The sequence below is a fragment of the Pantoea sp. Cr_R13 genome, from assembly GCF_029222565.1.
Classification (GTDB): domain Bacteria; phylum Pseudomonadota; class Gammaproteobacteria; order Enterobacterales; family Enterobacteriaceae; genus Pantoea; species Pantoea eucalypti.
On sequence record NZ_JARHXL010000019.1, the window covers coordinates 391718 to 410007 of the forward strand.

The 18290-nt window shown below is 54.5% G+C and carries 16 protein-coding genes and 3 tRNA genes; 8 read left to right on the forward strand and 11 right to left on the reverse strand.

Going from position 1 to position 18290, the window contains the following annotated elements; translation table 11 throughout:
- Positions 1-43 precede the first annotated feature (43 nt).
- Genes miaA through nnr form a run of 5 tightly spaced genes read right to left on the reverse strand, consistent with a single transcriptional unit; the run spans position 44 to position 6559 of the window.
- Positions 44-994, reverse strand: coding sequence for a tRNA (adenosine(37)-N6)-dimethylallyltransferase MiaA (gene miaA / locus P2R09_RS21340; protein WP_033743148.1), 951 nt, complete (start codon positions 992-994; stop codon positions 44-46).
- Complete coding sequence (gene mutL / locus P2R09_RS21345) at positions 987-2852, reverse strand: DNA mismatch repair endonuclease MutL (RefSeq protein WP_275772784.1); 1866 nt, start codon at positions 2850-2852, stop codon at positions 987-989. The genes miaA and mutL overlap by 8 nt, the downstream gene beginning before the upstream one ends.
- A gap of 46 nt (positions 2853-2898) precedes the next feature.
- Positions 2899-4569, reverse strand: a complete 1671-nt coding sequence (amiB, locus tag P2R09_RS21350) for an N-acetylmuramoyl-L-alanine amidase AmiB (RefSeq protein ID WP_275772785.1) — start codon at positions 4567-4569, stop codon at positions 2899-2901.
- A complete protein-coding gene (tsaE, locus tag P2R09_RS21355; RefSeq protein WP_275772786.1) occupies positions 4566-5042 on the reverse strand; it encodes a tRNA (adenosine(37)-N6)-threonylcarbamoyltransferase complex ATPase subunit type 1 TsaE in 477 nt (158 codons plus the stop codon). The genes amiB and tsaE overlap by 4 nt, the downstream gene beginning before the upstream one ends.
- Positions 5039-6559 (reverse strand): bifunctional ADP-dependent NAD(P)H-hydrate dehydratase/NAD(P)H-hydrate epimerase, encoded by a 1521-nt coding sequence (gene nnr / locus P2R09_RS21360; protein ID WP_275772787.1) that lies wholly within the window; start codon positions 6557-6559, stop codon positions 5039-5041. Before nnr ends, tsaE begins: the two co-directional genes overlap by 4 nt.
- Between nnr and queG the strand changes: the two genes are divergently transcribed.
- On the forward strand, positions 6558-7697 hold the full coding sequence (gene queG, locus P2R09_RS21365) for a tRNA epoxyqueuosine(34) reductase QueG (protein WP_275772788.1): 1140 nt from the start codon (positions 6558-6560) through the stop codon (positions 7695-7697). The two genes, nnr and queG, sit on opposite strands and share 2 nt — an antisense overlap.
- Positions 7698-8046: 349 nt before the next feature.
- Here queG and P2R09_RS21370 read toward each other — a convergent pair.
- The 4 genes from P2R09_RS21370 to orn all read right to left on the reverse strand — a co-directional run bounded on the left by P2R09_RS21370 (position 8047) and on the right by orn (position 9031).
- Positions 8047-8122: transfer RNA gene (locus P2R09_RS21370), tRNA-Gly, on the reverse strand.
- A 26-nt stretch (positions 8123-8148) separates the two neighbouring features.
- Positions 8149-8224: transfer RNA gene (locus P2R09_RS21375), tRNA-Gly, on the reverse strand.
- A gap of 28 nt (positions 8225-8252) precedes the next feature.
- Positions 8253-8328 (reverse strand) — tRNA-Gly (locus P2R09_RS21380).
- Between the two features lie 154 nt (positions 8329-8482).
- A complete protein-coding gene (orn, locus tag P2R09_RS21385) occupies positions 8483-9031 on the reverse strand; it encodes an oligoribonuclease (RefSeq protein WP_275772789.1) in 549 nt (182 codons plus the stop codon).
- A 101-nt stretch (positions 9032-9132) separates the two neighbouring features.
- Here orn and rsgA point away from each other — a divergent pair, with 101 nt between their 5' ends.
- The 3 genes from rsgA (at position 9133) to mscM (ending at position 14597) form a co-directional block, all read left to right on the forward strand.
- On the forward strand, positions 9133-10182 hold the full coding sequence (rsgA, locus tag P2R09_RS21390) for a small ribosomal subunit biogenesis GTPase RsgA (RefSeq protein WP_275772790.1): 1050 nt from the start codon (positions 9133-9135) through the stop codon (positions 10180-10182).
- Between the two features lie 171 nt (positions 10183-10353).
- A complete protein-coding gene (asd, locus tag P2R09_RS21395; RefSeq protein ID WP_003855296.1) occupies positions 10354-11253 on the forward strand; it encodes an archaetidylserine decarboxylase in 900 nt (299 codons plus the stop codon).
- A gap of 14 nt (positions 11254-11267) precedes the next feature.
- The gene (mscM, locus tag P2R09_RS21400) at positions 11268-14597 is read left to right on the forward strand and encodes a miniconductance mechanosensitive channel MscM (protein WP_275772791.1); all 3330 of its coding nucleotides are present in this window, start codon (positions 11268-11270) and stop codon (positions 14595-14597) included.
- 49 nt (positions 14598-14646) lie between these two features.
- Here the strand turns inward: mscM and mdh are convergent, their stop codons facing one another.
- Entirely contained in the window at positions 14647-15585 is a 939-nt protein-coding gene (gene mdh, locus P2R09_RS21405) for a malate dehydrogenase (protein WP_275772792.1), read from the reverse strand.
- A 440-nt stretch (positions 15586-16025) separates the two neighbouring features.
- Between mdh and argR the strand changes: the two genes are divergently transcribed.
- The 4 genes from argR to yhcN (P2R09_RS21425) all read left to right on the forward strand — a co-directional run bounded on the left by argR (position 16026) and on the right by yhcN (P2R09_RS21425) (position 17945).
- Positions 16026-16496, forward strand: coding sequence for a transcriptional regulator ArgR (gene argR / locus P2R09_RS21410; protein WP_003855293.1), 471 nt, complete (start codon positions 16026-16028; stop codon positions 16494-16496).
- A 474-nt stretch (positions 16497-16970) separates the two neighbouring features.
- On the forward strand, positions 16971-17234 hold the full coding sequence (gene yhcN / locus P2R09_RS21415) for a peroxide/acid stress response protein YhcN (protein ID WP_003855290.1): 264 nt from the start codon (positions 16971-16973) through the stop codon (positions 17232-17234).
- 88 nt (positions 17235-17322) lie between these two features.
- Positions 17323-17589, forward strand: coding sequence for a YdgH/BhsA/McbA-like domain containing protein (locus P2R09_RS21420; protein WP_003855289.1), 267 nt, complete (start codon positions 17323-17325; stop codon positions 17587-17589).
- A 92-nt stretch (positions 17590-17681) separates the two neighbouring features.
- A complete protein-coding gene (gene yhcN, locus P2R09_RS21425; protein WP_003855286.1) occupies positions 17682-17945 on the forward strand; it encodes a peroxide/acid stress response protein YhcN in 264 nt (87 codons plus the stop codon).
- 65 nt (positions 17946-18010) lie between these two features.
- Here yhcN (P2R09_RS21425) and P2R09_RS21430 read toward each other — a convergent pair whose 3' ends face one another.
- Complete coding sequence (locus P2R09_RS21430) at positions 18011-18280, reverse strand: hypothetical protein (protein ID WP_003855285.1); 270 nt, start codon at positions 18278-18280, stop codon at positions 18011-18013.
- Positions 18281-18290 lie beyond the last annotated feature (10 nt).

An 18290-nucleotide genomic window follows, 5' to 3' on the forward strand; every position in this document is an offset into this window, starting at 1 on the left:
CTGCGTAAAAATTTGCGCACGATAACCCATCAATTGTACACAATCACCCATGCTTCGCACTAAGAACCTGTAACACTGTATCAAGCGCCAGCCGGGGCTCGTCACTGTCAAGCCAGTGAACATTTTCCCAACCGCGTAACCAGGTTATCTGTCGCTTAGCGAGTTGCCGGGTCGCGCAAATTCCCCGATAAACCATTTCGCTGTGATCGATTTCGCCCGATAAATAAGACCACATCTGACGATAGCCAACACAACGAATGGAAGGCATGTCCGTATGCAAATCACCTCGTGCAAACAGGGCCCGAGCCTCCGCTTCAAATCCTGACGCTAACATCTGCTCAAAACGCAACGCGATGCGCTGGTGCAGCAATTCGCGGCTCGCCGGGGCGATGGCAAACTGTTGCACGTCGTAGGGTAACGCTTCACCGGATGTTTTTGTCAGTTCCGTTAAAGTTTTACCCGAAATAAAAAAAACTTCCAGTGCTCGCGAAAGTCTCTGCGGATCATTCGGATGAATACGACTGCCGGCAACCGGGTCGATTTCACACAGCTGGCGGTGTAAAGCATCCCAGCCTTTTTCACGCGCCGTTTGCTCTATCCGCTGACGAACATCAGGATCGGCCGAGGGCAACGGCGACAATCCTTCAAGTAACGCCTTGAAGTAGAGCATGGTTCCACCAACAAGCAACGGTATTCGTCCGGCTGCAACGATTTCCGCCATTTCTGCTAAAGCATCCCGCCTGAACTCCGCTGCCGAATAGGCTTCTGCGGGATCGCGGATGTCGAGCAGACGATGGGGCGCCACTGCTAACTCCTCAGCCGACGGTTTCGCCGTACCAATATCCATCTGACGATAAATAAGGGCAGAATCAACGCTGATAAGTTCCACGGGTAAGTGCTTACGCAACTCAATCGCTAAAGCGGTCTTACCCGAAGCCGTAGGCCCCATCAAAAAAATAGCCTTTGGCCGGCCAGCCTGGTTTAATTCACTCATGCTTCAACGCGTTGACCGCGCTCTCAATCTCTATGGGCTGTAATAAGCCTGAAGGCGGCGATTTCAGCAGCTGTGGGCAAAGCCGTTCAAGCTCTGCCAGCAGGTTGATCGCCTGTGAGTGATTCCAGTCGGAGGACGCTGTTTCCTGACGCTGCGCCAGCCACTGGGCCAGTTGCGTCGCAGTGTTCTCCTGCTGCCGGGCGAGATAGCCTAACAGCTCGGGAATCAAGATTTGTAAATTTTGTGTTCGTAACGGTAAAGGCACCGCGCGCAGCGTCACGTGGTCACCGTCGATCTGAAGATCAATACCCATCTGATTAAGCAGACTACTGTTTTCTTTTGCTGCCTGTCGTTCATTCAGCGCAATTTTCAGCCTGACCGGAATCAGTAGCGGCTGCGGCTTAAGCCCCTCTTCACCCGGTTCAAGCTGAGCCAGTTTCAGCCAGCGTACCGCAACCGGCAGCGACATCAGCATTAATGTCTGGTCCTGCTCCAGCAGCGCAAAGTGATTGTGCAAAATCGTCAGCACCCGGCCAAAACTCTGGGCATGGGGGGCCAGCGGCGAGGGTTTCGCGGCCGGACGCGGTGCTGGCTCACGGGCGCTCAGCGGCGGTGTGGTGCCGGACGATGGGGTGCCGGAAGGGGTTTTCAGCAGTTGCTGATAAACTGCGCCTTCGCGTTGACGATAAACATTCTCTTTGTTTTGCCAGACAGGCGGAGTTTCACGCGCGGACGAGGACTTCGTCTCACTGGCAGACGCTGCAGGCTGCGCAAAATGATTTCCCCCGGCCGCCTGACGATTTTCAGGCTGCCAGCGTGGCGCGGGTTCTTCGGCCTTAAGCGCGGGTAAGGTGGGTGCCGCCATCGCCTGAAGCGCGCTGACCACGCCCTGATAAATAAAGTCATGTACCAGACGTGACTGGTGAAACCGTACTTCATGCTTGGCCGGATGAACGTTGACATCCACCTGATGCGGATCGATCTCCAGATAAAGCACGTAAGCGGGCTGCTGGTCATCCTGAAGCTGTGTCTGGAATGCCTGGCGGATAGCATGATTGATCAGCTTGTCGCGCATCATCCGGCCATTGACGTAGCAATACTGCAGATCGGTGACCTGTCGCGACCCTGCGGGATCGGCAACCCAGCCCCGCAGCGAGAGGTCATCATGTTGCCAGTCAATTCGCAGCGCATGCTGCATAAAGGTGGTGCCGCAGATTGCCGCCAGTCGCCGTTCGCGCTGACTCTCCTCGCTGACAGCACGGTACTGACGCATCATTTTACCGTTGTGACTTAATGATATCGCCACGTCAAAACGTGCCAGCGCAATACGACGAATCACTTCGTCGATATGGCCGAATTCGGTTTTCTCCGTGCGCATAAACTTGCGGCGTGCCGGGGTGTTATAAAAAAGATCCAGCACTTCCAGCGTGGTGCCGCAGGGATGCGCTGCCGGTTTAACTGTCACCGTCATGTCACGCCCTTCCGCATAGGCCTGCCAGGCTTCAGTTTGATCGGCGGTACGTGAGGTTAAGGTCAGCCGGGAGACCGAACTAATGCTGGCCAGCGCTTCACCGCGAAAGCCCAGACTCATAATCGCTTCCAGGTCATCCAGTGAAGCTATTTTGCTGGTCGCGTGTCGGGCCAGCGCCATCGACAGCTCAGCTTTAACGATGCCGCAGCCGTTGTCACGAATGCGGATAAGCTTTGCGCCACCCTTTTCAATATCAACTTCAATGCGCGTAGCGCCAGCATCCAGACTGTTCTCCACTAGCTCTTTGACCACCGATGCAGGACGCTCAACGACTTCACCCGCCGCAATCTGGTTGGCCAGCTGTGGCGGTAAAATTTGAATCGGCATGGTTTTCCTTTTAACTGGTAGCCCGGCGCAGCGGCCGGGCAAGCAATCAGGATGCGGGAATTTTCAGGTTCTGCCCCAACATGACGTTGGTCGACTTCAGATTATTAGTCTGCATTATCGCTTTCGGGCTGACGCCATAATGTGCGGCAATGCCAGTCAGCGAATCACCGACCACCACTTTATGGCGTACTACACCGCGTGGTGCCGCGCGCGTGGTACGACTGGCCGTTGCGCTGGCCGGAACTTTTAATCGCTGTCCGACCCACACCACATCACGCTTCAGCGCGTTCATCCCACGCAGCGTGTCCATGCTGACACCATACTTTGCGGCAATGCCGGAAAGTGTCTCACCGCGGGCAACCGTGTGACGCTGAACCTCACCGGTATATTGCGTCACGCCTGTCGCCGGGTTACTGGCTACGCTGACCACTGGCGACGAGCCCAGCGGCCGGTTTTCCTCCTTTGGGATGGATTGTAGCGGGTGCGCCAGGAAATAAGTGCGCAGACCTCTGTAGATCGACTGCGCAATCTTATCCTGGTGCGCGCTACTGCCAAGCAGTCGCTCCTCCGAGGAATTACTGATAAAGCCGGTTTCCACCAGCAAAGAAGGGATATCTGGCGAACGCAGCACGCCCAGGCTGGCATGCTCAGGCAGACGTTTATGCAACGACGTTACGCTGCGCATCTGCTGCAACACTTTCTGGGCGATGTCATAACCCACGCGCTGCGAGTGACCAAACTGCAGGTCCAGTACCGCCTGGCTGAGGTAAGGGTCGGCCTGGCTGTTGGCCAGCAGGTCACCTGCGCCGCCCAGCAGCTCAGACTGTTTCTCTTTCTGCTCCAGCCAGTTAGCCATCTCGTTATTTGCGCGACGGTTGGATAATACCCAGACTGATGCGCCAGTCGCCGCATGGCTCGGCGCGGCGTCAGCGTGTATTGACACCAGCACGTTGGCATTGGCTTTACGCGCGACATCAGAGCGGCCCATGACCGAGATAAAATAATCGCCATCACGCGTCAGCACGCCTTTGAACATCGGATCGTTGTTTAGCAACACCCGCAGTTTGCGGGCAATCGCAATGGTGACGTTCTTCTCTTTCAACCCGCGCTGTCCGATAGCGCCGGGATCCTGACCACCATGTCCGGCATCAATCGCCACAATCACGGTGTCATTCTGGCTGACCGCACGACCAGGACGTACGGTGCTGGCCGTGCTGGTCACCGAGGTCACTGGATTGGAATTAAACGGGTTAACCGCGTCGGCACTCTGTGTCGGCACAGGCCTCGGGGCCGTGACCGGCGCAGGAGCACTGCGCGTAATAGCAGGCGCCTTACCGGTAATGGTGAAGACCACGCTGTAGCTGTTGCCATTGCGCTGGGTGACCGCACGGGTTTTACCCGCCTGCGTCAGTTCAAACACCAGCCGCACGCTCTGTTTATCTTTAGGAGTGCTGGTACGAATCCGCTTTACGATATTTTCGCCGCTGAAATTGAGTGGCAGTCCCTGAACCACGCCGCTTTGGTTCACATCAAGCACCACACGATTCGGGTTGTGCAGTGAGAAAAAGGCATAAGCAGGCTGTCCTGCAAAGTTCAGGGTGATGGTGGCCTGACTGTCGCCATTGGCCACTTTGATATCTGACAGGGTAGCGGCAAAAAGAGGCGTACAGACCAGCAGCAGCAGTGTTACCAGCGCTATTTTCATCCGTGACATCATGCCTTATCCCTGCTCTGGTCAAACAGTTCCAGCCATTTCTGGCCCGATGCCGACTGTGCCGTCAGCTCCGCTTCACGCGCTTCGCCCACGTAGCGCAGCGTTAACGTAAGGTCGGGCGAGGGCAGAAAACCGGCACCCTGCTGCGGCCATTCTACCAGACAGATGGCATCGCCACTGAAGTAGTCACGGATGCCCATGAACTCAAGCTCTTCAGGATCGGCAAGTCGATAGAGGTCGAAATGATAGAGTGTATGGTTGTTAAGCGAGTAAGGCTCAACCAACGTATAAGTGGGGCTTTTGACGTTGCCCTGATGGCCCAGCGCCTGCAGAAAGCCGCGGCTGAAGGTGGTTTTACCCGCCCCCAGATCGCCATAGAGATAAATGACTGCCGCGCTGCCACAGGCGCGCGCCAGTTGAGCGCCCAAATCGAGCGTAGCCGCCTCATCGGGCAAAGAGATAACACAGGTCTTCATGCTTCTTTATTCATCTCAGGATTAACAAATTGCCACAGCAGATCCAGTAAATCAGTTGCCAGCATACCGCGTGTTCCGCGTTCTGCAGCCACCGCATCGGCCGCTGCACCATGTGCCACGCAGCCAGCGCAGGCTGCATCAAACAGCGTGAGTTTCTGACCCACCAGCGAGGCGATAATTCCACTCAGGAGATCGCCCATACCACCAGAAGCCATGCCAGCATTGCCCACATCCGCAAAGGCCAGTTCGCCCTGCTCGCTGGCAATGATCGTGCCGGCACCTTTCAGAACCACTACGCCACCATAACGCTGCGCCAATGTCTGCGCTGCATGTAAGCGGTCACTCTCAATTTCACTGGTCTCGATATTCAGTAAACGCGCCGCTTCACCAGGATGCGGCGTAATAATGCGATTCTGACGTTTCTCCGCACTGATTGCCAGCAGGTTAAGCGCATCCGCGTCCCAAAGCATCGGCTTTTCACTACGCGCGACCTGCTCCAGCGCCCGCTTGCCCCATTCACGCTGACCCAGACCAGGCCCAATCGCGATTACATCGGCCCACTCCAGCGCCTCAGTCAGCCGTTCATCGGTCAGTTCATCGACCATAACTTCGGGCCGGGCGGTAAGAATCGGAATAATATTATCTTTGTGAGTAAGTACTCGCACTAATCCGCTGCCACTGCGTAGGGCGGCTTCTGCGGTCATTCGTACCGCGCCTGCGGTACCGGCATCGCCCCCGACGACCAGCAGTCGCCCATGACTGCCCTTGTGGGAGGTCGGCTTACGCGGTTTTAGCCAGCGGGTTAATGCACTGGCGTCATAACGCGCGATGGGCGCCGCTTCGCCCGCCAGAAAGGTGGCCAGGCCGAGATCGGCATAGGCGAGCTGTCCGATATAGTCTCGCGCCTTGCCGGTGATCTGACCCGGTTTCAGTGCGACCATACTCAGCGTATGGCTGGCATTAATCACCTCACCAGGTGCGGTGCCGTTGCGGGCGGATAAGCCGGAAGGCATATCAATGGCGAGTATGGGTGCAGCGTGGGCGTTGGCCCGCTGAATAAGTGAGACATAGGGTTTCCCGGGCGCACGATTACAGCCGGTTCCCAGCAGCGCATCAACAATCACATCCACCCGCTCTGGCCAGGCGGCATCGGCCGCATGAATTTCGCCTCCCGCATCCAGCCATGCCTCCCGCGCGCGCTGCGCCTCTTCCGGCAACGCTTTTTCACTTTCGCACGCCAGCAGCGTAACGGTTTTCCCAGCCGCCTGCCCCAGCCGCGCCACGACATAACCGTCACCACCGTTGTTGCCGTGACCGCACAGAATCAGCCAGTGGCTGGCATCAGGCCAGTACGCATTCAGATGGTCATAAGCAGCCTGCCCGGCTCGCAGCATGAGCTCATACAGGGTAATTCCGAGTACATCAGCGCCCTGTTGCTCAAGCTTTGGCACAGCCTGCGCAGGCCAGACAGAATATGGTAAACTACGGCTGTTTTTCTTCGAATCCTGGTCACTCATGTCATACCCTCTCGATCTTCATCAACTCGCACAACAGATTAAACAATGGGGATTGGATCTCGGCTTTCAGCAGGTCGGCATCACCGATACCGATCTCAGCGCAGAAGAGCCGCGCCTGCAGGCGTGGCTGGACAAACAATATCAAGGCGAGATGGCGTGGATGGCGCGACACGGCATGATGCGGGCACGTCCTCATGAACTGCTACCCGGCACGCTGCGTGTCATCAGCGTTCGCATGAACTACCTTCCGGCCAAAGCCGCCTTTGCCAGCACGCTGAAAAATCCTCAATTGGGCTATGTCAGCCGTTATGCACTCGGTCGTGATTACCACAAAGTATTGCGCAATCGACTGAAAAAGCTCGGAGAAATGATCCAGCAGCATTGTGGTGAGCTGAATTTTCGACCGTTCGTGGATTCGGCGCCGCTGCTTGAGCGCCCACTGGCGGCTAAAGCAGGACTGGGGTGGACGGGCAAACATTCTCTGATTCTTAATCGGGAAGCGGGCTCGTGGTTTTTCCTCGGCGAACTGCTCATCGATATTCCGCTACCGTTAGATGCCCCGCAGGAGGAACAATGTGGTCGCTGTGTCGCCTGCATGACCATCTGCCCCACCAGCGCTATCGTTGAGCCTTACGTCGTCGATGCCCGTCGCTGTATCTCCTATCTCACCATTGAGCTGGAAGGGGCTATCCCGGAAGAGTTTCGTCCGCTGATGGGCAACCGGATTTATGGCTGCGACGACTGCCAGCTGATCTGTCCGTGGAATCGCTATGGACAACTCAGTGACGAAAGCGATTTTTCACCGCGAGCGGCGTTACATGCACCGGAACTGATCGATCTGTTTCAGTGGGATGAGGCGAAGTTTTTACGCATAACAGAAGGCTCAGCGATTCGCCGCATTGGTCATTTACGCTGGCTGCGTAACATCGCTGTCGCGCTGGGCAATGCGCCCTGGTCGCCCGAAATTATTCAGATTCTGAAGCAAAGACTGGGTGAGAGTGAACTACTGGATGAACACATTCTGTGGGCAATCGCACAGCAGCAGCAGAAACGCGATCAAATCGTGGTTGAAGTGCAGCCTGCCCAGCAGAAGCGGCTGGTTCGTGCAGTAGAGAAGGGTTTACCGCGTGATGCGTGATTGTACAGCCCGATCGAGAATTATCGTTTTCCACATGCTGTGAATAAAAATAAAAAGCTGTTGTCATTCAAATGCAATAACACTGATTTCGCTGCGAAATAACACATTGAAATATCTTCATGTGTCTAAATATCAATAACTTATGCAAAATTTGTGTTTATTTGATAATGAGGCTATCGCTTCGGTTAGCGTACAAAGCTGTGGATAACTCTGTTCAAAAACAATTTACAGATCGCCGTAAAGGGCGCAGATGATGGGATGCAGTGTTGTGGATAACCTTCAGGAAACAATCAAAACCCCGCGACGTAAAACAGCCGGAAAACGGACTGAAACAGGGTGATGTAAAATCTGGAGCGGGAAACGAGACTCGAACTCGCGACCCCGACCTTGGCAAGGTCGTGCTCTACCAACTGAGCTATTCCCGCATAGAAGGGCACTGCTTAATCAAAACTGGAGCGGGAAACGAGACTCGAACTCGCGACCCCGACCTTGGCAAGGTCGTGCTCTACCAACTGAGCTATTCCCGCAAAGAGGTTACTGCTTACATTTTAAAACTGGAGCGGGAAACGAGACTCGAACTCGCGACCCCGACCTTGGCAAGGTCGTGCTCTACCAACTGAGCTATTCCCGCGCCTTGTACCGTTAATAAATTCTTCACCGGTACGGGGTGCGCATTATACGAGAAATCGTTGCTGCTGCAAGCGTCTGAAAGCAAATATTTTCGCTTTCAGCGCGTTTGATGATTAAAACAGCAAACTGGTGATTTCATGCGCACCCACAGTGGATTAAAGCTGCAAAAAGTGTTCGCGGTAGTAAGCCAGCTCCGCGACAGACTCACGGATATCATCCAGCGCCTGGTGCGTACCGCCTTTTTTGAAGCCAGGCAGGATCTCCGGTTTCCAGCGACGTGCCAGCTCTTTCAACGTACTGACATCCAGATAGCGATAATGGAAATACGCTTCCAGTTCAGGCATGTACTTAAACAGGAAGCGACGATCCTGCCCGATACTGTTACCACAGATAGGCGACGTGTTCGCCGGAACCCACTGTTTCAGGAACTCAATGGTCGCCAGCTCTGCTGCGCGATCGTCAATATGACTCTCCTTCACCCGCGCAACCAGACCGCTGTTGGTATGGGTGCGGACATTCCACTCATCCATCAGCGCCAGCTGCGCATCGGACTGATGGACCGCCATGACCGGCCCTTCTGCCAGGATGTTCAGGTTGGCGTCAGTCACCAGGGTTGCAATCTCAATAATGCGATCGTGCGTCGGATCCAGTCCGGTCATCTCAAGATCAATCCAGATCAGATTCTGTTCATTTCCAGTAGCCATGCTTTTTCCTGCGGTTGCTGTAGTCGTCATTCACGATGAATAAGGTGTATCATAGACGTTTTGCCCAGCCGGGCGAAATCTGGCTAACGCTGTGAGGGTGAGTGAGTAAAAATAAACTGTCGAAGGGCCAACAACGTCGCGTAAGCGCTAACCACGATCGCCGTCTCAACCAACGCAGAGAGCGTCCGGAAGCGGATGACAACATGTTTGGTGAAGCTGCAGATGGGGTCGTTGTCAGTCGTTTTGGCATGCATGCTGATGTTGAGGATAGCGCAGGCGTCACCCACCGCTGCAATATCCGCCGCACGATCCGTTCTCTGGTAACGGGCGACCGGGTGATGTGGCGTCCGGCCACCAGCGGCGGCAAAGGCATTGTTGAAGCGGTGCATGAGCGCACCAGCGTGTTAACCCGCCCCGATTTCTACGACGGCGTGAAGCCCATGGCGGCGAATATCGATCAGATCATTATCGTCTCTGCGATCCTGCCGGAACTGTCGCTTAACATCATCGATCGCTATCTGGTCGCCAGCGAAACGCTGGACATCGAACCGTTACTGGTCCTGAACAAAACCGATCTGCTGGATGACAAGGCGCGCGCCTTTGTCGATCAACAGATGGATATCTATCGCAACATTGGCTACCGCGTAGTGATGGTCTCCAGCCGGGCAAAAAACGGCCTGGACGATCTGAAAGCGGCCCTGACCGACCGCGTGAGTATCTTTGCTGGTCAGTCAGGTGTGGGTAAATCGAGTCTGTTGAATGCCCTGCTCGGCTTCGACAAAGAAGAGCAGGTCGCGATTCTGACCAACGAAGTGTCGGATGGCTCTGGCTTAGGCCAGCACACCACGACCGCATCGCGGCTGTATCACTTCCCGCACGGCGGCGACGTGATCGATTCTCCTGGCGTCCGTGAGTTTGGTTTGTGGCATCTGGAGCCGGAACAGGTAACACGCGGCTTTATCGAATTCCGCCCCTTCCTGGGCTATTGCAAATTCCGCGATTGTAAACATGACAGCGATCCGGGCTGTGCCATTCGTGAAGCGGTCGAACAGGGAAAAATCAACCGGTCCCGTTTCGCTAACTACCACCGCATTCTGGAGAGCATGGCGCAGGTAAAAACGCGTAAAAATTTCCCTGATAGCGAAAGTTAATCGGTATAACCGCGTCTGAACGGATAAGCCGGCGCTTTTTGCGAAGTGCGTTCCAGTGGTGCGTTCAGGCCGTGCAGCGTGCCGGAAATCGCGTATAGTCGCCATCTGAACGGGGCGCTGCTACAATCCGTCCCCTTTTTTACAACGTCCTGAAATAGCCAGGAGGCTAAGGTGTTTGATCGTTTAAAACTCGGCTTGAATCATATTCTCCCGAAGAAATGGCTGACTGAACTTGCCGGTTGGGGCGCCAGTCGCCGCGGTGGTTGGTTGACCAAACTGGTCATTGACATCTTTGTCTGGTTTTACAAAGTCGATATGGCGGAAGCGCGTAAGCCTGATACCGCAAGCTATCGCACGTTTAATGACTTTTTCGTTCGTCCGCTCAAAGACGATGCGCGTCCGCTGGATGCTGACGCCAGCCTCATTGCCCTTCCTGCGGATGGTGCGATCAGTCAGCTCGGCCATATTCATGGCGATCAGATTTTCCAGGCTAAAGGTCATCACTACACTATTGATGCCCTGCTGGCTGGCGATGAGCGGATGGCCGCTCAATTTGTGGAGGGTGAGTTCGTCACCACCTATCTGGCTCCACGCGATTACCACCGCGTCCACATGCCGTGTAACGGTATCCTGCGTGAGATGATTTACGTGCCCGGAGACCTCTACTCTGTAAATCCGCTGACCGCGCGTAATATTCCTAACCTGTTTGCCCGTAACGAGCGCGTTATCTGCTACTTCGAAACCGATATCGGCCCGATGGTGCAGATCCTGGTGGGTGCCACCATTGTCGGCAGTATTGAGACCGTCTGGGCTGGCACGATAACGCCGCCTCGTGAAGGCGTAATTAAGCGCTGGCATTATCCGGCTGCGGACGACGAAGGCGCCGTGGTGTTGCTGAAAGGTCAGGAAATGGGCCGCTTTAAACTCGGCTCTACCGTCATCAACCTGTTCGCGCCAGGTCGCGTCAAGCTGGCGGAAAGCCTGGAAGCAGAAAGCAAAACCCGTCTGGGTCAACCGCTGGCGATTGCGCTGCCGGTCGCCACAGACATTTCCGACGTCATTGTCGATTAAATTGAGTGTCCTCTGTGCGTTTGATTCTCCTCCTGCTGCTGAGCCTGTGGCTCAGCAGCCCGGCCTTTGCGGCCAGCCTTCCTGACGCCAGCCAGCTCAAACAGCAGCTGGAAGAGATAAAATCGGCCAAAAGCTCTCCGGCTCAGGCCGAACAGATCCAGACGATTGAAGCCGCCTTAAACTTCCTTTCAGAACGTGATGATTCCCTGGAGCGTGCGGCGCAATATCAGCAGGTGATTGATGACTTCCCGCGTCTGGCGCGCGAATTGCGTCAGCAGATTGCTGCGCTGAGTGACAACGGAAAAACGGTGCGAAGCAACATGAGCAGCGCCGAGCTGGATCAGGAGATCCTGCAGGTTAGCAGCCAGTTGCTGGAAGAGGGCCGTCAGGCGCGCCAGGAGCAGGATCGTGCGCGGGAAATCAGTGATTCATTGTCGCAGCTTCCACAGCAGCAGACGGAAGCGCGTCGGGCGATGACGGAGAGTGAACGCCGGCTGCAGGGCGTCAGCAGCAGTTCACCGCAGGGGCAGTTGCAGCTGGCAGCGCGTCAGGCTGAAAGCGCCGCGAATAAAGCACTCGTCGATGAACTTGAGCTGGCACAGCTCTCTGCCAATAATCGTCAGGAACTGGCGCGGATGCGGGCTGAAGCCCACCAGCGCAAAGCCACTCAGCTCGACAACTATCTGCAGGCACTGCGTAACCAGCTCAACGATCAGCGGCAACGCGAAGCGGAAGTTGCACTGGCCCGTACCGAGCAACTGGCGGAAAACAGTGGCGATCTGCCCCCAGAGATTAGCGATCAGTTTCGGGTTAACCGTGAACTCTCGGTTGCCCTGAATCAACAGGCGCAGCGCATGGATCTGGTGGCATCGCAGCAGCGGCTGGCGACTAATCAGATTATTCAGGTCCGTCAGGCGCTCTCTACACTGCGCGAGCAGTCCCAGTGGCTGGGGGCTTCTAATCTGCTGGGCGAAGCGCTTCGGGCACAGGTTGCGCGCCTGCCGGAGATGCCTAAGTCGCAGCAGATTGATAATGAGATGGCACAGCTTCGCGTACAGCGTCTCTATTATGAAGATCTGCTGGAGCGCCAGGAGACGCTGCGCAAGGGACGACAGGCCGATGGTCAACCCTTTACTGCTGAACAGAAGCGTATTCTTGATGCACAGCTACGCACCCAGCGGGAACTGCTTAATTCGCTGATATCTGGCTGTGACACGCTGATTCTGGAGATTACCAAGCTTAAAGTCGGCAACACCCAGTTGCAGGATGCGCTGACGGAAGTCAAAGACGCGACGCACCGCTATCTTTTCTGGACCGCCGATGTCAGTCCGATCGGTTTAAGTTATCCGCTGGATCTGGCCAAAGATCTTTCCCGTCTGCTGTCGCTGGATACGCTGGGTCAGCTTGGCAAAGCGATGGCGATGATGTTTACCAGCCGCAATTCGGTGATCCCCATTATGGGTGCCTTGCTGCTGGTCGGCTTCAGCATCAGTTCTCGTCGTCACTTCAATGCTTTCCTTGATCGTTCCGCCAGCAAAGTCGGCAAGGTCACTCAGGATCGTTTCCGCCTGACCATCCGCACCGTGTTCTGGTCGATCCTGGTCGCGCTACCGCTCCCGGTATTGTGGGGGGCATTGGGTTATGGTCTGCAGAACGCCTGGCCCTACCCTATCGCCGTGGCAATTGGTGATGGTATTACCGCCACGCTGCCGCTGCTGTGGGCGTTTATGATCAGCGCCGCCTTTGCCCGTCCCAACGGACTCTTCATTGTGCATTTCCGCTGGCCGCAAAATCGGGTGGCGCGCGCCATGCGCTACTACTCGCTGAGTATCGGCCTGATTGTGCCGCTTATTATGCTGCTGATCGCCTTTGGCAATCTGGAGGATCGACAGTTCTCCTCGTCACTGGGCCGTCTCTGTTTCATCCTGATTTGCGGGGCAATCAGCATTGTTACCGTCAGCCTGAAACGTTCCGGCATTCCGCTTTATCTCGATAAAGAAGGAAATGGCGAGAACATGGTGAACCGGATGCTGTGGAACCTGATGATAGCCATGCCACTGATGGCTGCCCTCGCCTCTGCTGTGGGTTATCTTGCTACTGCACAGGCGCTGCTGGCGCGACTCGAGACCTCCGTCGCCATCTGGTTCCTGCTTCTGGTTATCTATCACATCATCCGCCGCTGGATGCTGATTCAGCGCCGCCGTCTTGGCTTTGATCGCGCCCGTCAGCGCCGTGCCGATATGCTGGCTAACCGTGCGCGCAGCGAAGAAGAGAAGGAGCAAGGCTCTCTCAATACCGATGCGATTGAGATCGAAGAGCCTGTGATCGACCTGGATGCGATCAGTGCGCAGTCGCTGCGGCTGGTGCGCTCGATCCTGACGCTGATCGCTCTGGTCTCTGTGATTGTGCTGTGGTCAGAGATCCACTCGGCCTTCGGCTTCCTGGAGAATATTCAGCTGTGGGATGTCAGTACGTCCGTACAGGGCGTCGAGTCGATTCAACCCATCACGCTGGGGTCAGTCCTGATCGCTATTCTGGTGTTTATTATCACCACGCAGCTTGTGCGTAACATGCCCGCACTGCTTGAACTGGCGTTGTTGCAGCATCTCAATCTGACGCCTGGCACAGGTTATGCCATCACCACACTGACCAAATATCTGCTGCTGCTGATTGGCGGACTGATTGGTTTCTCAATGATCGGCATTGAGTGGTCGAAACTGCAGTGGCTGGTTGCCGCACTGGGTGTAGGACTGGGGTTTGGTCTGCAGGAGATTTTTGCCAACTTTATCTCTGGCCTGATTATCCTGTTCGAAAAACCCATTCGTATCGGCGATACCGTGACGATCCGTGACCTCACTGGCAGTATCACGCGGATTAATACCCGTGCGACCACCATTACCGACTGGGACCGCAAAGAGATCATCGTGCCCAACAAGGCCTTTATCACCGAGCAGTTTATTAACTGGTCGCTGTCCGATTCCGTCACGCGCGTGGTACTGACTATTCCGGCACCGGCGAAAGTGAGTAGTGAGCAGGTCACAACCATTCTGATTCAGGCGGCTGAGCGCTGCAGCTATGTGCTGGACACGCCTCAGCCAGAAGCTTTCCTGGTCGATCTGCAGCAGGGAATTCAGTTGTTTGAACTCCGTGTGCATGCTGCGGAGATGGGACACCGAATGCCGCTGCGCCACGAGCTGCATCAGTTGATTCTCAGCGGATTTGACCAGCACGGTATTGAGATGCCGTTCCCGCCATTCCAGATGCGTATGGAGACCCTGGGCAAGAAGGTCCCTGCCAGCAACGGGGCGCCTGCAGCCCGCGCCTATAAATCTGGCGGCCTGTAATGCAAAACGCCCGGCAAAGCCGGGCGTTATTACAACTCTGAGCCGTCAGTTACTGCTTAACGAACTCTTCGCCCTGAGCGATATCTTTCTTCAGCGTGTCCAGCATGCCTGACAGCGCCTGCTGTTCGAACGCGCTGAGAGTACCAATTGGCATGCGTTCAGCAATGCCGTTTTTACCTAACAGCAATGGCTGAGAGAAGAAGCGGGCATGTTCACCCTCACCTTCCACGTAAGCACACTCCACCACATTCGCCTCACCCTTCAGTGCACGAACCAGTGATAAACCGAAACGTGCAGCTGCCTGGCCCATCGACAGCGTGGCCGAACCGCCACCCGCTTTGGCTTCCACCACTTCGGTACCGGCGTTCTGAATGCGTTTGGTCAGATCAGCCACTTCCTGATCGCTGAAGCTGACACCTTTGACCTGTGACAGGAGCGGCAGAATGGTTACACCAGAGTGACCGCCAATGACCGGTACTTCAATCTGATCTGGCTGTTTGCCTTTCAGCGCTGCCACAAAGGTATTGGCACGGATGATGTCCAGTGTGGTGACACCAAACAGGCGATTTTTGTCGTAAACGCCATGCTTTTTCAGGACTTCTGCCGCAATAGCAACGGTAGTGTTAACCGGATTGGTAATAACACCAATCAACGCTTTAGGCGCCGTGGTAGCGACCTGTTCGATCAGGTTCCGAACAATACCAGCGTTAACGTTAAACAGGTCTGCGCGATCCATACCAGGTTTACGTGCGACACCCGCGGAAATCAGTACCACATCTGCACCTTGTAAGGCGGGGGTGGCATCTTCTCCACTGAACCCCTGGATAGCCACTGCAGTAGGAATATGGCTGAGATCGACGGCAACGCCCGGTGTAACCGGCGCGATGTCATACAGTGAGAGTTCTGAACCTGCGGGAAGCTGGGTTTTGAGCAGAAGTGCGAGCGCCTGGCCTATGCCGCCAGCGGCACCGAGAACGGCAACTTTCATTCTTAACTCCTTATTAAGGTGGGGCAGAGATGGGCCGAAATTCTATCTGTGTCAGACCTTAATCAACTGCTCAGGCGATGATAAATATCCGCTGTTAATTCTACGTGTTTTCACAGTTAATCGCCGGATTCAAAAGTTACTTATCATTGCGCCTGAATGACCGACAACTTTGCCGTCGTCAGACAGAGAACGGCTGTGAGCGTTTTCTGTTGCTATTTCTGTTACTACACCACCAATAATATAACAACTTTGCAACCTTCGCCTTCCGGGGCTGTGACGGGGGTTTTGGTCTGAGCGTATTTATTTGCTATTATCGCCGCCCGCTAGCCGCCCGAACCCTGCTCATCAATCGACCGATTGCATAAAAATGCATTAAAATGCATAATCATTACTCTGCCGCAGGCGGCTGCGCGGTTATTCTCTCTATTTATTGGTAACCTATGCGAAACCCATCGAAACAAGACGATCTGATCAAGGCTTTTAAAGCCTTATTAAAAGAAGAAAAATTCAGTTCCCAGGGCGAAATTGTTCAGGCGCTTCAGGATCAGGGCTTTGAAAATATCAATCAGTCCAAAGTCTCGCGCATGCTAACCAAGTTTGGCGCTGTGCGTACCCGCAATGCCAAGATGGAGATGGTCTATTGCCTGCCTGCTGAGCTGGGTGTGCCGACCACGACAAGTCCGTTAAAAAACCTGGTACTGGATATCGATTACAACGATGCGCTGGTGGTAATTCACACCAGCCCGGGGGCAGCGCAGCTGATTGCACGCCTGCTGGATTCACTGGGTAAGTCGGAAGGGATTCTTGGCACCATTGCTGGCGATGACACGATCTTTATCACCCGTGCGCGCGACTTCACGGTCAAGCAACTCCACAGCGCAATCCTGAACCTGTTTGAACAGGAACTCTGATTGCTGACTGACGACCTGCACTCCCGTGCCAGGTCGTCAGTTTGTTTTCTCTTCTCACCGTGTTACATCACACTGTTCCGCTGCTTAATATGTCATAAGCCCGCTTTCATGCGCCTGACCGTCAGACATATCGCTTACTCTGCTTCACTATTTGCGCTATTTTACACTGCTTTACATCACCGATCCGGTAACATTGCCCGGATCCAGATCAAACTCCAGTCCAATCCCCGCCAACTTTCGCACTAAACGTTAAAGTGATCTATCTCACTGTTTTTGTGATTAAAAAACCCTCAAAGTCTACTTTTCAACCCGTTTTTATAACGTTAAGTTATTAAAAGTAGCCATAAGGATAAAGAATCACAAAAAAACATTATTAGCGGAGTATTAATTTCTGTCGTTATTAGTTCTATACTTCTTTTCGTGATGCAAATCACACTAACTAAAAAGATAAAAATAGACGACGAGGAAATATCTATGAACGTAAAAACTACCATCGCTGCCCTGAGCATTCTCTCTGCCCTTTCATTTGGTGCAGTTGCCGCAGAATCTATCGATGCCTCTCAGGCACAGGATCTGCAGGCAGTCGGCACCATCAGTGTCAGCGGCGTTGCCGGTTCACCGATGGATATCAAGCAGCAACTCAGTGACAAAGCCGATCAGCAGGGCGCAAAAGCCTATCGCGTGATTGAGGCCTACAACAACGGCAATTATCACGCGACCGCCGCACTGTATAACTAAGGCGTAGCCCCATAATGCCAGTGGCTCTCCGTCTGACGCGCCCTTTGCGCTCCGGAGAGCTGAAGCAAATAATTCAGGAGATTTGACCATGAAAACGAAATTAGCAATTGCCGCACTGAGTCTGGCTTCACTGTTCTCAGTAGGTGCCAGTGCTGCAAGCCTGGTGTCCAATGAGCAGGCACAGGGCCTGCAATCAATGAATCAGACCATCAGTATTGGTGGACGTAACGGCGACCAGACGCATGTCCGTCAGGTCCTGTCTGAGAAAGCGGACGCACAGGGTGCAAGCCACTATCGCATCATCGAAAACAACCAGGATAACACCTGGCATGTCACCGCTGAGCTTTATAAATAATTAACCGTGATGGCGCCTGAAGGCGCATGAAAATATCGACGACCCGCCTTTATGAGTAACCGCAGGTTGTTGATTGTATTGAGGAGATAATCATGAATATCAAAACAACCATCGCTACAGTCAGTCTGCTTTCCGTTATGGCGTTCGGCGCATCTGCTGCGCAGCTGGTAACCGGCGATCAGACGCAGAACCTGCAGCCTGCGGGCACCGTAAGCATCAGTGGAACCGCGGGTGCACCAATGGATTACCGTGCCGCGCTTTCACAGAAAGCGGATGAACAAGGTGCCAGCGCCTACAAAGTCATTGAAGCGCGCACGGGTGACAACTACCACATCACCGCACAGCTTTATAAGTAATTCCTCGTCAGATTTATGACGAACCCTTTGGCCCCGCTCGCCGGGGCCTTTTTTTATCTGACGTTTTATCTGACGTTAAAGTGCAGCCTGCCTTCCAGCTCCTCTTCCGCTTCATCAAATAACAGAATCAGCGCACCATAGCGACGCCGCTGTCCCCTGCCGAGATTAATAAATTCAATCTCCAGTGGCATGGGTAACAGATCGCTCGTCACGACATCCCATAATCCATCCAGGTCGCAGATGCGGCGTTCCTCCAGCGTAAAGCGCTCGCTGAACTGGCGGAAAAAATGGGCCTGATCGACAATTTCATTAAAATCAAAACGCTCGATTTTCATGCTGACGGCT

What these genes read in the sequence shown, in the direction of transcription:
- miaA (WP_033743148.1), bottom strand. Translation starts at nt 994, where the DNA reads ATGAGTGAATTAAACCAGGCTGGCCGGCCAAAGGCTATTTTTTTGATG.
- mutL (WP_275772784.1), bottom strand. Translation starts at nt 2,852, where the DNA reads ATGCCGATTCAAATTTTACCGCCACAGCTGGCCAACCAGATTGCGGCG.
- amiB (WP_275772785.1), bottom strand. Translation starts at nt 4,569, where the DNA reads ATGATGTCACGGATGAAAATAGCGCTGGTAACACTGCTGCTGCTGGTC.
- tsaE (WP_275772786.1), bottom strand. Translation starts at nt 5,042, where the DNA reads ATGAAGACCTGTGTTATCTCTTTGCCCGATGAGGCGGCTACGCTCGAT.
- queG (WP_275772788.1), top strand. Translation starts at nt 6,558, where the DNA reads ATGTCATACCCTCTCGATCTTCATCAACTCGCACAACAGATTAAACAA.
- nnr (WP_275772787.1), bottom strand. Translation starts at nt 6,559, where the DNA reads ATGAGTGACCAGGATTCGAAGAAAAACAGCCGTAGTTTACCATATTCT.
- orn (WP_275772789.1), bottom strand. Translation starts at nt 9,031, where the DNA reads ATGGCTACTGGAAATGAACAGAATCTGATCTGGATTGATCTTGAGATG.
- mdh (WP_275772792.1), bottom strand. Translation starts at nt 15,585, where the DNA reads ATGAAAGTTGCCGTTCTCGGTGCCGCTGGCGGCATAGGCCAGGCGCTC.
- argR (WP_003855293.1), top strand. Translation starts at nt 16,026, where the DNA reads ATGCGAAACCCATCGAAACAAGACGATCTGATCAAGGCTTTTAAAGCC.
- yhcN (WP_003855290.1), top strand. Translation starts at nt 16,971, where the DNA reads ATGAACGTAAAAACTACCATCGCTGCCCTGAGCATTCTCTCTGCCCTT.
- P2R09_RS21420 (WP_003855289.1), top strand. Translation starts at nt 17,323, where the DNA reads ATGAAAACGAAATTAGCAATTGCCGCACTGAGTCTGGCTTCACTGTTC.
- yhcN (WP_003855286.1), top strand. Translation starts at nt 17,682, where the DNA reads ATGAATATCAAAACAACCATCGCTACAGTCAGTCTGCTTTCCGTTATG.
- P2R09_RS21430 (WP_003855285.1), bottom strand. Translation starts at nt 18,280, where the DNA reads ATGAAAATCGAGCGTTTTGATTTTAATGAAATTGTCGATCAGGCCCAT.